Origin of the sequence: Saccharopolyspora hirsuta (assembly GCF_008630535.1) — a bacterium.
Classification (GTDB): Bacteria; Actinomycetota; Actinomycetes; order Mycobacteriales; family Pseudonocardiaceae; genus Saccharopolyspora; species Saccharopolyspora hirsuta.
Map to the genome: position 1 here is coordinate 111,118 of NZ_VWPH01000016.1, position 15,542 is coordinate 126,659.

Below are 15,542 nucleotides of genomic sequence, written 5' to 3' on the forward strand. Positions count from 1 at the left end.
CCGGGCGCGAATTTCCCGGATTCACCGTTGAGCTCGCCGGAGAGTTCGGCCGGAATCCACCGGGGCGACGCGGCGAATCCACCGGCCCGGCGCACCGGCCGATTACCGTCCCGGCCGCCCAGTGCCGCAGCAGAGGAGGACGAAACCAGATGGACCGTCGGTCATTCCTGGTCGCAGCGGGTGGAACGGTGGCGGCCACGGCCGCGCTGAGCCCCTCGGCGCAGGCCGCACCACCGCCCTCGGCGGGCGACCGGGTGCGGTTCAACCTGATCAGCGACATCCAGGGCGACCTCGCCGACTTCGGCCGGGCGCTGGACGACCTGGCCGCCACCAACCCGGACAGCGCCGGGCTCGGCATCGTCGGGGACATCACCCCGCGCGGCTACGACTTCGAGTACGACGCGGTCCGGTCCACTTTGGACAAGCACCCGCACCCGGCGGAGCTGGCCTGGGTGATCGGCAACCACGAGTTCTACGTGCCGAAGTGGCGCGACCCGGACACCCTGGCGCAGGACACCTGGCCCAACGGCACCACCGAGGAGTCGCTGTTCGCCAGCTTCTACCGCTTCACCGGGCGCAACGCGGTGTACACCGAGACGTCCTTCGGCGGCGTTCCGGTGCTGTGCCTGGGAACCGAGCGCTACTCGCACTACCACGACCCGCAGCTGTGGGACGAGGTGTGGATGAGCGACGAGCAGTTCGGCTGGCTGGAGGACCGGCTCGCGCACTGGGCGCAGCGGCGCACCCCGGTGATGGTGCTGACCCACCACCCGCTGCCCAACACCGTCTCCGGCACGCAGCGGCAGAGCTACGCCAACGAGTACCTGCAGGCCGAGCGGCTGCTCACCGCGCTCGGCAAGTACCCGGACGTGTTCGTGTTCACCGGGCACACCCACTACCACCTGGAACTTCCCGACTGGACGGTGCGGCGGGTGGTGCCGGGCAGCGGCAACCTCGAGGGCTTCACCGTGGTCAACACCGGGGCGATCGAGACCGGCTGGCGCGACGACGGCAAGGGCGGCGAGGAGACCACCACCCGGGCGCTCAACCAGGGCCTGCAGATCGAGGTCGGCGCCCGCGACGTGGTGATCAAGGCGCGCGACTTCGCCACCGGCACCTGGCTGAAGCAGCTCACCGTCCCGCTGCACAACGCGGCGTGACCCGGTGATCACCCCGGGTGCCGGTGCGCGCCCGGGGTGAGCGGCGCCGCCGAGAGATGCCAGTCACAAATGACAGTCCCCTGTGCACGCCCCCTGACCTGCATGCGAGCATGCCCGAGTTCCACGTCACGTCGCCGTCGCGCGGCGTTCACCGGAAAGAAGGCTGATGCAGGTGCAGGTCTTGTGGGGTATCGGCGGCATGCTCGTGGTGCTGCTGCTGGCGTTCGCGATGTCGACCAACCGGCGCGCGATCAATCCCCGCACCGTGCTGGGGGCGCTGGCGATCCAGATCCTGTTCGCGGTCGTCGTGCTGCGCTGGGACCTGGGCAAGCAGGCGCTGTCCGCGGTGAGCAGCGCGGTGCAGAAGGTGCTCGACTCCTCCAAGGAGGGCATCGAGTTCATGGTCGGGCCGATCCTGCCCACCGAGGGCACCGTGGTGGCCTTCCAGGTGCTGCCGATCATCATCTTCATCTCGGCGCTGACCGCGGTGCTCTACCACTGGAACATCCTGCAGTGGGTGGTCCGCATCCTCGGCGGCGCGCTGGCCAAGGTCCTCGGCACCTCGCGCCCGGAGTCGCTGAACGCCACCGCGAACATCTTCCTCGGCATGACCGAGGCGCCGCTGATGGTCCGCCCGTACCTGCCGAGGATGACCCGCTCGGAGTTCTTCGCGGTGATGGGCGGCGGCCTGGCGACCGTGGCGGGCACCGTGATGGTCGGCTACGCGATGCTGGGCGCGAGCCTGGACCACCTGATCGCGGCCAGCTTCATGGCGGCACCGGCCGGTCTGCTGATGTCCAAGATCATCGTTCCGGAGACCGAGAAGCAGACGTCCTCGACGGCGGTGACCGGTTCGACCGCGAAGGACGCGCCCGAAGCGACCACCGCCGAAGACGCCGACGGCGCTGAGACCCGGGCGGTGGCGACCCGGACCGAGGTCGCCGAAGCCGTCGAGGACAAGCCGCGCAACGTCATCGACGCCGCCGCCACCGGCGCTTCCGACGGCCTGAAGCTCGCGCTGAACGTCGGCGCGATGCTGTTCGCGTTCGTCTCGCTGATCGCGCTGGCCAACCTGATCATCGGCGGTGTCGGCGGGCTGTTCGGGCTGGCCGACCTGACCCTGCAGCAGATCCTCGGCTACGTGTTCTCCCCGCTGATGTGGGTGATCGGCGTGCCGTGGCACGAGGCGGTGGCCGCGGGCGGCTTCGTCGGCGAGAAGATCGTGCTCAACGAGTTCGTCGCGTTCGCCGACTTCGGCCCGCAGATCGACCAGTTCAGCGAGAAGAGCGCCACCATCATCACCTTCGCGCTCACCGGCTTCGCCAACCTCGGCTCGCTGGGCATCCTGCTCGGCGGCCTGGGCGGCATGGTCCCGTCCAAGCGCAGCTGGATCGCCCGCGACGGGTTCCGCGCGATCATCGCAGGCACCCTGGCGAACCTGCTCAGCGCCACCATCGCGGGCATCCTGGTCGCCTGATCCGAGATCCGGCCTTGATCTCCAGTTAAGTAGAGCTCCTAGCGTCGTGGGTGCGAGCGCGAACCGCGCTCGCACCCACTTCGACGAGGAGCACGACATGCGAGCGATCCGGCAGCACGAGTTCGGTCCGGCGGAGGTCCTCCGCTGCGAGGAGGTGCCCGATCCGCACCCGGGCGCCGGGCAGGTCCGCATCGCGGTCGCCGCGGCGGGCGTCCACGTGATCGACACCGTCATCCGGCAGGGCGTGACGGGCGGTCCGTTCCCCCTGCCCGAGCTGCCGATGACGCCCGGCCGCGAGGTCGCCGGGGTCGTCGACGAGATCGGTGACGGGGTGGCCGCGGAGTGGCTCGGCCGCGCGGTCGTGGCCCACCTCGGGCAGGCCAGCGGCGGCTACGCCGAGTTCGCGGTGCGCGAGGTGGAGGCGGTGCAGGTGCTCCCGGAGGGCACCGACCCCACCGCGGCGGTGGCGATGATCGGCACCGGGCGCACCGCGATGTCCATCCTGCGCACCGCGCGCCCGAGCGCCGACGACGTCGTCCTGGTCACCTCGGCGGCCGGTGGCATCGGGTCGCTGGCGGTCCAGCACGCCCGCAACGTCGGCGCGACCGTGGTGGGCGCGGCCGGTGGCCCGACCAAGGTCGGCAAGGTCCGGGAGCTGGGTGCCGACCTGGCCGTGGACTACACCGAGGACGGCTGGGCGGACCGGGTGCGCGAGGAGCTCGACCGGCCGGTGAGCCTGGTGCTCGACGGCGCCGGCGGCGCCTACGGGCGGGCGGCGTTCGACCTGCTCGGCGCGGGCGGCCGGATCGTCCTGTACGGGCGGGAGCTCGGCGAGCACCGGTTCACCTCCGACGACCTGCTCGCCCGCGCGCTGACCGCCTCGGTCGCCCTCGGCCCGAACCTGCTGAAGGTGCCCGGCGGGATGCGCGCCCTGGAGGACGAGGCGCTGGCCGCGCTGGCCGACGGCAGCCTGAAACCGCTGGTCGGGGACCCGTTCCCGCTGTCCCGGGCTGCCGCCGCGCACGAGGCGCTGGAGAATCGGCAGACTTACGGCAAAGTGGTGCTGGTGCCGGAAGGGCGCTGAACCAGCACGAGGAACCACGGAGGTCGCACCAGTGGAACAGGTGGTACTGCTCGACGAGTCCGGTCAGGCGGTCGGGGTCGAGGACAAGACGACCGTGCACCACCGGGAAACCCCGCTGCACCTGGCCTTCTCGTGCTACGTGTTCAACGACCGGGGCGAGTTCCTGCTGACGCAGCGGGCGCACCACAAGCGCACCTTCCCGAGCGTGTGGACCAACACCTGCTGCGGCCACCCGGCTCCCGAGGAGGAGATGAAGGCCGCGATCGCCCGGCGGCTCGGCGAGGAGCTGGGGTTGACCGTGCACGGCCTGGAGCTGGCGCTGCCCGGCTTCCGCTACCGCGCGGTGATGCCCAACGGGGTGGTCGAGAACGAGATGTGCCCGGTGTTCTTCGCGTTCACCGAGCACGCCCCGCGGCCCAACCCGGACGAGGTCGCCGAGACCCGCTGGGTGGACTGGGCGGAGTTCAGCGCCGGGGTGCTGTCCGGGGCGACCGAGGTGTCGCCGTGGTGCGAGCTGCAGGTCCGCCAGCTCGTCGAGCTCGGCCCGGAACCGGCCCGCTGGCCCAAGGGCACCCCGACCGGGCTGCCGCCCGCCGCCCGCGTCGCCTGACCCCGGTCAGCCGCCCGGGGCCTCGTACTGGTGCTCGGGGCGGCCGCTGGCGCCGTAGCGCAGCGTCATGCGGGCCTTGCCGTCCTGGGCCAGACCGGCCAGGTAGCGCTGCGCGGTGGCGCGGGCGATGCCCAGCTCGGCGGCGATCTCGGCCGCCGAGCGCGGGCCGTCCGCCGCGCGCAGCGCGTCCTGCACCAGCCGGGAGGTCACCGCGGACTGCCCCTTCGGCGCGCCGGGCCGGTCGCCCTCGTGCAGCAGGCGGATCGCGCGGTCGATCTCGTCCTGGCCGACCTGGCCGCCGGTCGGCGACAGCCGCGCGTGGTAGCGGGCGTAGGCGCTGAGCCGGTCCGCGAGCTGTTCCGCGGTGAACGGCTTGACCAGGTAGTTCAGCGCCCCGGCGGACAGCGCCGCGCGCACCGATGCGGCGTCGGCGGCCGCCGTCAGCATGATCGCGTCGACGTCGAGGTCGGCCAGCAGGGCGATGCCGGAGCAGTCCGGCAGGTAGTTGTCCAGCAGCACCAGGTCCGGGTTGCTGGAGACGATCAGGTCGCGCGCCTCGGCCGCCGAGTGCGCGGTGCCCACCACCTGGAACCCGGCGACCCGCTCGGTGAACTCGGCGTGCACCCGCGCCACCCGGAAGTCGTCCTCCACCACCAGCACGCGGATCATGCACCCTCCTCGCTCTCGGTCACCGCACCGGGCAGCCACGCGTGGAACACCGCGCCGCGCTCCGCGCCGCCCGGGTCGGCCAGCCGCACGTCGCCGCCGAAGCTGCGGGCGGCCTGCCTGCACAGCGCCAGGCCGAGCCCGTGGTCGCCGTCCTCGGTGGACACCCCTTCCACGAACAGGTCCTCCCGCAGTTCCGGCGGCACCCCAGCACCACTGTCCACAACGGACACGTGCAGTGTCGCACCGTCGGCCAGCAGGTCCACCTCCACCCGGGCCGGACGCCGCTCGCCGAGCTGCGCCGCGCGCACGGCGTTGTCCACCAGGTTGCCGACCACCGTGGTCACCTCCACCGGCGCGCGCACCCGGCCCGGCACCCAGCTGGTCTCCCCCAGCTCCAGCACCACCGACTTCTCCGCCGCAACCGCCTTCTTGGCCGCCAGGAACGCCAGCAGCACCGGGTCCCGCACCGCGTCCCCCGCCGGGCCCAGCCCGGCGACCGGCCCGCTGGTCAGGGCCTGCAGGTAGGAGACGGCGTCGTCCTGGTGCCCGGTCTGCAGCAGCCCGGACAGGGTGTGCAGGCGGTTGCTGAACTCGTGGCGCTGCGCCCGCAGCACGTCGGTCATGCCGCGCACCGACTCCAGCTCGCGGTTGAGCACTTCGAGGTCGGTGCGGTCCCGCAGGGTGAGCACGCTGCCCAGGTCCGCGCCGTCCCGGCTGACCCGGCGGTGGTTTGCCACCAGCACCCGGTCCCCGGCGACGGTGATCAGGTTCTGCACCGGCTGCCTGCTCTCCAGCGCGCTGCGCAGCCGGGCCGGGACCTCCAGCTCGCTGACCGGGGTGCCGGGTGCGACGCCGGTGCCCAGCAACTGCTCGGCCTCCTGGTTGGCGAACGACACCCGCCCGTCGGCGTCGACGGCCAGCACGCCCTCCCCGATGCCGTAGAGCACCGCCTCGCGCTCCCGCACCAGATCGGCCAGCTCGTGCGGCTCCAGCCCCAGGGTGCGGCGCTTGAGCCCGCGCGTGAGCAGCGCTGCACCGATCACCCCGACCACGAGGGCGCCGCCGGTGAAGATGGCCGTGGTGCCCAGCAGCCGCAGCAGCACGTGGGCGATGTCCTCGGTGTCGAACCCGACGCTGACCTGCCCGACCACGGTCCCGGTGCCGTCGCGCAGCGGAACCTTGCCGCGCGCGGAGTACCCGAGCGTGCCGCGCTGCACGTCGACCACCTCGTGACCGGCGAGCACCCAGCTCGGGTCGGTGCTGACCGGTTTGCCGATCTCGCTCGGGCTCGGGTGCGCCAGCCGGATGCCCCGCCGGTCGGCGACCACGATGAACAGGGCCCCGGTGCTGGTCCGGATCCGCTCGGCGCGGTCCTGCACCGCCCCGCTGCGGTCCTCGCGGGCCACGGCGGCGACGAGATCGGCGTCCGCGGCGGTCGCGCGCGCCACCGCGAGCGCCCGCTGGCCGAACTGGTCCTCCAGGGCGCGGTCCAGCAACGACGCGACGAGGACGAACCCGATCCCGACGACGAGCGCGATCAGACCGATCTGCAGCAGCAACGCCTGCCGCGCGAACCGCATCGGTCGGCGTGACATGCGTCGACCTTAGCTCGCGAGCAGAACGCGCAGAACGCGGAGAACGCGGCCTAGGCGGACAACGCGCACAAGACTCCCGGGATCCCGAACCGTTCACCTACGGTCTCGCGGAACGAAACACCGCTGTTACGCGGACCACTCCGGTCCGACGGGAAGGAGGAAGGCGTTGATCGCGCTCCTCGGCTTGTGCATGGTGACCGTCTTCCTCTTCCTGGTGATGACCAAACGGGTCTCGCCGATGGTCTCGCTGATCGTGGTGCCCGCGGTGTTCGCGCTGCTCGGCGGCTTCGCGCCGGAGCTGGGCGACATGATCGTCGACGGGATCGGGTCGGTGGCCCCGACGGCGGCGATGCTGCTGTTCGCCATCCTCTACTTCGGGATCATGATCGACGCGGGGTTGTTCGACCCGATCACCCGCGCGGTGGTCCGGCTCACCGGCAACGACCCGCTCAAGCTGATCGTCGGCACGGTGGCCCTGGTCGCCGTGGTGTCGCTGGACGGCGACGGCACCACCACCTTCATGATCACCGTCTCCGCGCTGCTGCCGCTGTACAAGAAGCTGGGCATCAGCCCGGTGCTGATGACCGGCCTGGCCTGCCTGACCAACGCGATCCTGAACGTGGTGCCGTGGGGCGGCCCGTCGGCCCGCGCCGCCAGCGCGCTGGGGCTGGACCCGCAGGAGCTGTTCGTGCCGATGATCCCGCCGCTGGTCGCCGGGCTGGCCACGGTCTTCGTGCTCGCCTGGGTGCTCGGCCTGCGGGAGCGCGCCCGGGTGCGCAGCGGCGAGCTGGTGCTCGCCGGCGGGGGCGGCGGCACCGGCGGGACCGGTGGCAGCGCCGGTGACCCCGCCGACGGCGACTTCGACGTGCTGGCCCCGGACCGCGAGTCGCTGCGGCCGAAGCTGATCTGGTTCAACGCCGCGCTGACCGCCGCCCTGCTGGTGTCGCTGATCGTCGGCGTGCTGCCGATCGCCGTGCTGTTCATGATCGGCACCGGGATCGCGCTGCTGGTCAACTACCCGCGCCTGGAGCAGCAGCGGACCCGCATCGCCGCGCACGCCGACAGCGTGGTCTCGGTGGTGTCGATGGTGTTCGCGGCCGCGGTGTTCACCGGCGTGCTCTCGGGCACCGGGATGATCGAGCAGATGGCGCACTACCTGCTCAGCGCCATGCCGGACGGCCTGTACCCGTTCTTCAGCGTGATCGTCGCGGTGCTCAGCGTCCCGTTCACCTTCTTCATGAGCAACGACGCGTTCTACTTCGGCATCATGCCGATCCTGGCCGAGGCGGGCGCCCAGCACGGGATCGCGCCGATCGAGATCGCCCGCGCCTCGCTGCTGGGGCAGCCGATCCACATGCTCAGCCCGCTGGTGCCCGCGATGTACGTGCTGATCGGCCTGGCCAAGGTGGACCTCGGCGACCACCACCGGTTCGCGATCAAGTGGGCGCTGGTGGTGTGCGCGGTGGTGATCGCCACCGGGCTCGGCCTCGGCGTGATCTCGATCCACTGAGCTGGACACCCATCTCGGACAGGTTAGCCTTAGCTAACCTGTCCGAGATTGCGAGGTCCACCCCAATGCCCCCGACCCTCCCCGCGCGCTTGCGGCGCCGCGCCGCCGCGCTCCTCAGCGCCCTTGCCGCGCTGCTGCTGGTCACCTCCTGCGGCAGCGCGAGCAACGACCAGGAGCAGCCGTCCGGCGACGGTGCCTTCCCCGTGACCATCCAGCACTCGCAGGGCACGACGGAGATCCCCAAGCGCCCCGAGCGCGTCATCGCGCTCGGCTACACCGACGTCGACCCGCTGCTCGCGCTGGACGTGATCCCGGTGGCCATGCGCCCGTGGAGCGACCTGCCGGGCCCCGGCTCGTGGGCGAAGGACCGGTTGCGCGGCGCGCAGCCGTACCTGTTCCAGACCCAGGGCGACGTCGACCTGGAGAAGATCGCCTCGCTGCAGCCGGACCTGATCGTGGCGGTCAACGCCGCCGTGGACGACGCGCTGTACCAGCGGCTGTCCGCCCTGGCCCCGACCATCGTGCGCCCCGCGGGCTACCCCGACTTCGGCACGCCGTGGCAGGACACCACCCGGATGATCGGCAAGGCCGTCGGCAAGTCGGAGCAGGCCGAGAAGCTGATCACCGACACCCAGGCCCGCATCGACCAGGTCGCCGCGCAGCACCCGGAGTTCGCCGGTGCCACCGGCGCGGTGGTGCTGATCAACCCCCAGGGCGGCTACTGGCCCTACACCCGCAACGACGCCCGCGGCCGGTTCCTGGACCAGCTGGGCATCAAGCTGCCGCCCGCCGCGCAGGCGCTCGACGACGGCAAGAGCTTCTACCTCAACCTCAGCCCCGAGCAGACCTCGGTGCTGGAGTCCGACGTGCTGGTGGTCATCGACCAGAAGGGCGACTCGCAGCGGCTCGCCCAGGACCCGCTGTTCCAGCGGCTGGACGCGGCCAAGCGCGGTGACGTGATCGTCCTGCCCTTCACCGAGGCCGGGATCGCGCTGGCGCACAACACCGTGCTCAGCATCCCGTACTCGCTGGAGACCGTGGTCCCGCAGCTGGCCGACAAGCTCAGGTGAGGCCGGTCGGTGCCGCGTCGGCGGCGCGGCACCGACCACCCGCTCACAGCTTGGTCGCGTCGGTGTCCGGCGTGCGGTCGGTGGCGTGGTCCTGCGCCGGGATCGCGGCCGCCGGGTCGGCCAGGACCTCGCGCGCCCGCTCCCGGTCGAAGGCGCCGTCCCACTTGGACACGATGAACGTGGCCACGCAGTTGCCGAGCAGGTTGGTGACCACGCGCATGGTGTCCATGAACCGGTCCGCGCCGAGCATCAGGGCCACCGCGGCGACCGGGATGACGCCGACCGCCGACGCGGTGGCCGACAGCGCGATGAACGCCGAGCCCGGAACACCGGCCATGCCCTTGGACGTCAGCACCAGCACGAGGATCACGGTGATCTGCTGGCCGACGGTCAGGTCGACGCCGACGGCCTGCGCCATGAACAGCGTGGCCAGCGAGAGGTAGATCGAGGCGCCGTCGAGGTTGAACGAGTACCCGGTCGGCACCACGAGCCCGACGGCTTCCCTGCGGCAACCGGCGCGCTCCAGCTTCTCCATCATCCGCGGCATGACGGCCTCGCTGGAGGCGGTGCCCACGGCCAGCGCGAACTCCTCCCGCGTGTAGCGCAGGAAGCGCAGCAGGCTGAGGCCGGTGACGGCGCGGAGCAGGACGCCGAGCAGCACGCAGAACAGCAGCGCGGCGCCGTAGCAGGCGGCGATCAGCTTGGCGTAGGTGCTCAGCGAGGACAGCCCGTACTCGCCGATCAAGTAGGCCATGGAGCCGAACACCGCGATCGGCGCGAGGCGCATGACGTAGCCGATGATCTTGAAGATGATCTCGCCGGTCTGGTCGACGAAGGCGAAGACCTGCGGGGCGCGGGTCACCCCGACGTGCAGCAACCCGGCGGCGAACAGCACGGCGAACAGCAGCACCTGCAGCAGCTCGTTCTCGGCGAACGCGGCGACCGCGCTCTCCGGGATCATGTGCAGCACGAACTCGGCCGGACCCGGCATCTGCTCGCCGTGGGTCTTCTCCACCACCCCGGAGGCGTCGAGGGTGGCCGGGTCGACGTCGAGACCGGCGCCGGGCTGCAGGACGTTGCCCGCGATGAGCCCGAGCGCCAGCGCGGCGGTGGTGACGACCTCGAAGTAGATCAGCGCTTTGAGCCCGATGCGCCCGACCGAGCGCATGTCGCCCGCCTTGCAGATGCCGACCACGACCACGCAGAAGATCAGCGGCGCGATCGCCATCTTGATCAGCCGGATGAACCCGTCGCCGATCGGCTTGAGCGCCGCGCCGAAGTCCGGCCAGAAGTGGCCGACCGCGATGCCGATCGCCGCAGCGATGAGGACCTGGACGAACAGCGAGGACAGGATCCTCCTGGCCCGGCTCGCGGGGGTCTTGCGTTCGGATGACCGCATGATCACACTCTTTCGCGCTGCGGAAAATCGATTTCGCCAAGTGGTCAAGGAGTTTCCGCAGCCGCGGCGCATCCGTCAAGAACCGCGGGAGAATCAACAAAAAGTTGAGAATCCGCCGCTCACCGCGAATCAGCGCGCAGCCGCGCGGACCAGTTCGGAGACGAACGCCCGCGCGGCCGGGGTGCTGCGGCCCTCGGGAGTGGCCACGGCGACGGAGCGGCCGACCCGCGGTTCGCAGGACAGGTAGCGGACCCCGGGCGCGCTGAGCCGCTGAGCGATGCCGGGGACCAGCGCCACCGCGAGCCCGGCGGCCACGATCGACAGCACGGTGGCGTAGTCGGTCACGCAGTAGTCCACCTCGGCGTCGACGGAATGCGCGCGCAACGTCTGGACCAGCGCCTCGTGCGCTTCGGTGCCGGGCGGGCAGCTCGCCCACCGCAACCCGGCCAGCTCGCCGACGTGCACCGATTCCCGCTCCGCCAAGGGGTGATCCGCGGGCACGGCGAGCTGCACGTCCTCGGTGAGCAGCTCGGTCAGCTCGACACCGGCGGGCATGCGCGCGGGCCAGCCCGCCCAGCTCTCCAGGACGACGGCGTCCAGCTTCCCCAGGCGCAGCGCGGGAATCAGGTCGACGACCTCGCCGTCGCGGATCGCGGGGCGCAGCCTCGGGTGCTGGGCGGTCAGCGCCCGCAGCGCGTCCAGGACGAAGAACCGCAGCGCGCTGGCCACCGCGCCGATCTGCAGCCGTCCGATGATCTGCTGGTGGATGTTGGCCAGGTCCCGTTCGGCCGCGGCGACCGAGGCGGTGATCGAGCGCGCCGCCTCGGCCAGCACCTGCCCGGCGTTGGTCAGCCGGATCCCGCGGCCCGCCGGCTCGACCAGGCGGCACCCGGCCTCGCGTTCGAGCTTGCGCAGGTGCTGGGAGACGGCGGGCCGGGTGAGGTGCAGGGCCTCGGCCGCGGCCGTGACGGACGACTGCTCGGCCACCGCGGCGAAGACCCGGAGGCGGTCCCAATTCATCATGAAGCCACGCTAACCAGCAGATGCCAGAAATGGTAAATAGTGCTTCCGGCTCTTCGCTGACACAGTGAACTCCGTGGTCACGACTTCCCGGCCCGCTGCCCGGCAGCGGAACTCCAGATCGCCCGCCCGGACAGCGGGCCCGGTGCTGGTGATGATCGCGGGAGCCGGTTGCCTGTCGATCTCGGCGATCGTGGTCAAGCTCGCGGAGGTCAACGCCGGGACCGCGGCGTTCCTCCGCTGCGCCCTCGCGCTGATCGCGCTGGTACCGTTGGCCGTCCGCGAGTGCCGGCGGCACGGCCGGTTCGAGCCCGGCCTGGTGTGGTGCGCCCTCGTCGCCGGGGCGCTGCTGGGCGCGGACTACGTGATGTGGACGGCGAGCGTCCTCGACGTCGGCGCCGGGATCGCCACCGTGCTCATCAACGTCCAGGTGGTCGTCTTCCCCCTGCTGGCAAGGCTTTTCGACCGAACCCCGATCTCGGCGCGCTTCGCGCTCACCTGCCCGGTCATGCTCGCCGGGATCGCGCTGGTCGGTGGCGCGCTCTCGCACGACCCGAACGCACAGCACCAGGTGCGCGGGACGCTGCTGGCGCTGGCCGCCGGTGCCGCCTACGCCGGTTACCTCTACCTCAACCGGCGATCCGGACAGCGCAGTCCGCAGCACGTGGTCACGCCCGTGTGCCTGGCGACCGCTTCTGCCGCCGCGGTCGCCGGGTTGCTCGGCTGGGCCACCACCGGGGTCGACCTCGACGTCCCACCTGCGTCCTGGCTGTGGCTGGCGGTGCTGGCCCTGATCAGCCAGGTCGCCGCGTTCCTGCTGATGGCGGCCGCGAGCCCGGAGCTGGCCCCCAACACCTCCGCCTCGCTGCTGCTGCTCCAGCCGGTTCTGGCCGTGGCGCTCGGCGTGGTCGTCCTCGCCGAGACACCCGCTCCGAGCCAGCTGGTCGGCTGCGCCGTCGTGGTCGCCGCGGTCTGGTTCGCCGGTCGCAACCCGCGCCACGAGTCGAACACCGGCTCCGGTTGAGGTCACACCGTCACGCGTGCTGCAGGTCGCGCGACCAGCACCACTCCCCCGGCTCCGGCGCGCCGACCAGCTTCAGGCCCGCGCCGCGCAGGGTCCGGGCGATCGCGGTGTTGTCGACGTGGGTGTGCGCGGTGAGCGCGCGCAGATCGAGCTGGCGGGCGTGCTCGACCAGCTGGCGCGCGAGCGCCGTGCCCACGCCGCGCCGCTGCCAGTCGTCGCGGACCAGCAGGGCGAGCTCGCCGGTGTCGCCGTCGTACATCAGGTTTCCCATGCCGACGACTTCGCCGTTCGCGGAGATCGCGAGCAGCGAGCGCCCCAGGGCCGGGGTGAGCAGCCGCTGCAGGCCGCGTTCGCCGGGGGCCGGGCCGGGGCTGAAGTAGCGGCGGAAGCGGGCTGCGCTGGAGCAGCGCTCGTGGAACTCGGCGACCGGACCGAGGTCGTCGCGGTCGGCGGGGCGGATCGTCAGCTCCTCGCCGTCCGCGGTGCGCGCGGTGTGGGACGCTGGGCGGAGGTGGGTTCGGCAGGCCGCGGCGAGGTCGACCATCGCGGTCGCCCGGGCGAACTCGGCCGGGGTGAACGAACCGCTGGGGCGCTCCAGGACCAGTGCGCCGCCGCCCGGGGCGGGCAGGCACATCGCCGAGTCGGTGTGCGCTGGCTCCTCCTGCCAGTGGACCTCCACCCGACCGAGCAGTGCGCGCAGTGCACGGACGAGGTCGGTTCGGCCCCGGACCAGGTCGGTGGCCAGGTTCGCGGTTCGCGTCGGCACGTCGTCGAGTTCGCGGACGTCCGCCCGGGCGACGACGACGTCCCGGCCGCCCGCTGCCTCGACCGCCTCGATCAGCTCCCACCGGCTGATCCGGTCGGGGACGTGCAGCAGCACCTCGTCGACCGCGCCGTCCGGAACCGGGTGCACCTGCATGGTTCGGATGTCGCCGCCGAGGGCGGCCAGGCCTCCGGCCAGGCGGGCGAGCCTGCCCGGGGTGTCGGTGACCGAGGCGCGCACCCGCCACAGCGTCTGCCGCACGGCGACCTCGTCCTGAACGGGCTCCGGGACGGGCGCCGAAACCCGGGGCGGCCGCCTGCGGCACCGGCGAACCGCCGCGACGCCCAGCAGGACGGCGCCGATCGACAGCAGCACGAACGGACCAACGGCCCCGGCGTGCACGCCGGTCACGGCGAGGTTCACCGCGCCCGCCGCCAGGAACAGCGCGGCCAGCTCGACGAGTTCGCGGGTCCAGTCCCCGCGCACGTGGCGATGCGGTGTGGGAGTCATGCACCCATGCTCGCGAGCTCGTGTTGCATCCGCTCGAACCCCGATTTCGGCGAGGTAACACGGGCGACGTCACACTCCGGGGCGGCGCTGTTCTCTCACCACCGCGCGGAAAGTTCTGCCCTCTGGGCGCTTTCCCGTTCATCGTGCGCGTTGTGCACCGGCGAACCGTTCCGGGGCACCACGTGCGGGGCGTCGGCTCCGCAGCGGCGGGACCGCGTCTCACCTCAGGTGGACCTGCGCACCGGGATGTGCATGGGGGCGCGAATTTTTCGCGTGCGGCTGACAAGTTTCGAACAGCGAGCTCGTCACCCGTTGCCCTCCACAACCGTCCGCTGTTGGCTCTGGTGTCGTCCAACGCGCATCCCCGCACGACCGCACCGCGAGTGCGGACGTGCGGCCGTCCTTCCCGGAGAGCGAACATGACAGCTGCACTGCGTCGCGGGGCGAGCGCGGTGATCGCGACGGCGATCACCGCCACCGCCCTGGTCGTCACGGGTCCGGCCGCGAGCGCCGACGAGGCGTTCTACCAGCCACCGGATCCGCTGCCCGCCGGGCGCGACGGCGATGTGATCAAGTCACAGCCGTCGAACATCGCCGGTGCCCAGGCGACCCGCATCATGTACCTGTCCCAGGACGAGGACGGCACGGCGATCCCGGTCACCGGGACGGTGCTGGTGCCCGACAAGCCCTGGGAGGGGCCGGGACCGCGCCCGATCGTCGGGTACGCCCCGTTCACCGCAGGCATCGGGGACCAGTGCGCACCGTCGAAGACCCTGGCCGGAGAACCGGGCGGCGACATCACCACCGAGTTCCAGCGCGGGTTCATCAACCAGCTGCTGGACCGGGGCATCGCCGTGGCCCAGACCGACTACCAGGGCCTGGGCACCCCCGGCGACCACACCTACGTGATGCGGGAGGTCAGCGCGCACGCGGTGCTCGACGGGATCCGGGCCGCCCAGCGGCTGCCCGAGGCCGACCTCCCCGACGACGGGCCCGTCGGCATCACGGGGTACTCCCAGGGCGGCGGCGCCGCGGCGGCCGCGGCCGAGCTGGCACCGCAGTACGCGCCGGAACTGGACCTCAAGGGCGCTTACTCGGGCGCCCCACCGGCCGATCTCTCCGTGCTGGCCGAGTCCATCGACGGCAGCTACGCCGCGGGGTTCGGCGGCTTCGCCCTGATCGGCACCAACGCCGCCTACCCGGAGCTGCGGATCGTCGAGGACCTGGCCAACGACAAGGGCAAGCAGTTCTTCGAAGAAGCGCGCAAGGTCTGCACCCTCGAAGCGCTGGTCAAGTTCGCCGGCATGAAGACCAGCGACCTCACCGCGGACGGGCGCTCGCTCGCCGAGTACCTGGCGGTCGAGCCGTTCCGGACGGTCGCCGAGCAGCAGCGGGTCGGCAACCTCGCCCCGGCGGTTCCGGTGCAGGTCGGCCACAACCCGGCCGACGACATCGTGCCCTACGAGCAGGGCAAGCAGATGGCGCGCGACTGGTGCGCCAAGGGCGCCAGCGTGCAGTTCACCGACCTGCCCGCGGCGCCGGTGTTCGCCCACGTCGGCGCCCTGCCACCGGCCCAGGCCGACTCGGCGAACTGGCTGGTCGACCGGTTCACCGGCAAACCGGCGCCGAGCAACTGCGGGCAGTTCTGAAG

13 protein-coding genes are annotated in these 15,542 nt (G+C 71.9%); 8 read left to right on the forward strand and 5 right to left on the reverse strand.

Going from position 1 to position 15,542, the window contains the following annotated elements:
• The first annotated feature begins 149 nt into the window (after positions 1–149).
• From F1721_RS29450 to idi, 4 genes are all read left to right on the forward strand, one after another.
• Positions 150–1,160, forward strand: coding sequence for a DUF4073 domain-containing protein (locus F1721_RS29450; RefSeq protein ID WP_150070082.1), 1,011 nt, complete (start codon positions 150–152; stop codon positions 1,158–1,160).
• Positions 1,161–1,326: 166 nt separating this feature from the next.
• Positions 1,327–2,637 (forward strand): NupC/NupG family nucleoside CNT transporter, encoded by a 1,311-nt coding sequence (locus tag F1721_RS29455; RefSeq protein ID WP_246155384.1) that lies wholly within the window; start codon positions 1,327–1,329, stop codon positions 2,635–2,637.
• 97 nt (positions 2,638–2,734) lie between these two features.
• Complete coding sequence (locus tag F1721_RS29460) at positions 2,735–3,721, forward strand: zinc-binding dehydrogenase (RefSeq protein ID WP_150070084.1); 987 nt, start codon at positions 2,735–2,737, stop codon at positions 3,719–3,721.
• Positions 3,722–3,752: 31 nt separating this feature from the next.
• Positions 3,753–4,331, forward strand: a complete 579-nt coding sequence (gene idi / locus F1721_RS29465) for an isopentenyl-diphosphate Delta-isomerase (RefSeq protein WP_150070085.1) — start codon at positions 3,753–3,755, stop codon at positions 4,329–4,331.
• A 6-nt stretch (positions 4,332–4,337) separates the two neighbouring features.
• On the opposite strand, the gene F1721_RS29470 is transcribed toward idi, so the two are convergent.
• Both F1721_RS29470 and F1721_RS29475 read right to left on the reverse strand, forming a co-directional pair.
• The gene (locus F1721_RS29470; RefSeq protein ID WP_150070086.1) at positions 4,338–5,000 is read right to left on the reverse strand and encodes a response regulator; all 663 of its coding nucleotides are present in this window, start codon (positions 4,998–5,000) and stop codon (positions 4,338–4,340) included.
• Complete coding sequence (locus F1721_RS29475) at positions 4,997–6,595, reverse strand: sensor histidine kinase (RefSeq protein ID WP_246155385.1); 1,599 nt, start codon at positions 6,593–6,595, stop codon at positions 4,997–4,999. The genes F1721_RS29470 and F1721_RS29475 overlap by 4 nt, the downstream gene beginning before the upstream one ends.
• Positions 6,596–6,761: 166 nt before the next feature.
• On the opposite strand from F1721_RS29475, the gene F1721_RS29480 reads away from it, so the two are divergent.
• Together F1721_RS29480 and F1721_RS29485 are read left to right on the forward strand one after the other, a co-directional pair.
• Complete coding sequence (locus tag F1721_RS29480) at positions 6,762–8,105, forward strand: CitMHS family transporter (protein WP_150070087.1); 1,344 nt, start codon at positions 6,762–6,764, stop codon at positions 8,103–8,105.
• A 65-nt stretch (positions 8,106–8,170) separates the two neighbouring features.
• On the forward strand, positions 8,171–9,175 hold the full coding sequence (locus F1721_RS29485) for an iron-siderophore ABC transporter substrate-binding protein (RefSeq protein WP_150070088.1): 1,005 nt from the start codon (positions 8,171–8,173) through the stop codon (positions 9,173–9,175).
• A 43-nt stretch (positions 9,176–9,218) separates the two neighbouring features.
• On the opposite strand, the gene dctA is transcribed toward F1721_RS29485, so the two are convergent.
• Together dctA and F1721_RS29495 are read right to left on the reverse strand one after the other, a co-directional pair.
• On the reverse strand, positions 9,219–10,574 hold the full coding sequence (gene dctA, locus F1721_RS29490; protein ID WP_150070089.1) for a C4-dicarboxylate transporter DctA: 1,356 nt from the start codon (positions 10,572–10,574) through the stop codon (positions 9,219–9,221).
• Between the two features lie 129 nt (positions 10,575–10,703).
• Entirely contained in the window at positions 10,704–11,597 is an 894-nt protein-coding gene (locus tag F1721_RS29495) for a LysR family transcriptional regulator (protein ID WP_150070090.1), read from the reverse strand.
• Between the two features lie 73 nt (positions 11,598–11,670).
• On the opposite strand from F1721_RS29495, the gene F1721_RS29500 reads away from it, so the two are divergent.
• Positions 11,671–12,618, forward strand: coding sequence for a DMT family transporter (locus F1721_RS29500; RefSeq protein WP_211840684.1), 948 nt, complete (start codon positions 11,671–11,673; stop codon positions 12,616–12,618).
• 10 nt (positions 12,619–12,628) lie between these two features.
• On the opposite strand, the gene F1721_RS29505 is transcribed toward F1721_RS29500, so the two are convergent.
• Positions 12,629–13,891 (reverse strand): GNAT family N-acetyltransferase, encoded by a 1,263-nt coding sequence (locus tag F1721_RS29505; RefSeq protein ID WP_150070091.1) that lies wholly within the window; start codon positions 13,889–13,891, stop codon positions 12,629–12,631.
• A 419-nt stretch (positions 13,892–14,310) separates the two neighbouring features.
• Between F1721_RS29505 and F1721_RS29510 the strand changes: the two genes are divergently transcribed.
• Positions 14,311–15,540: a lipase family protein gene (locus tag F1721_RS29510; RefSeq protein ID WP_150070092.1), complete on the forward strand. Its 1,230-nt coding sequence runs from the start codon at positions 14,311–14,313 to the stop codon at positions 15,538–15,540.
• Positions 15,541–15,542: the final 2 nt, after the last annotated feature.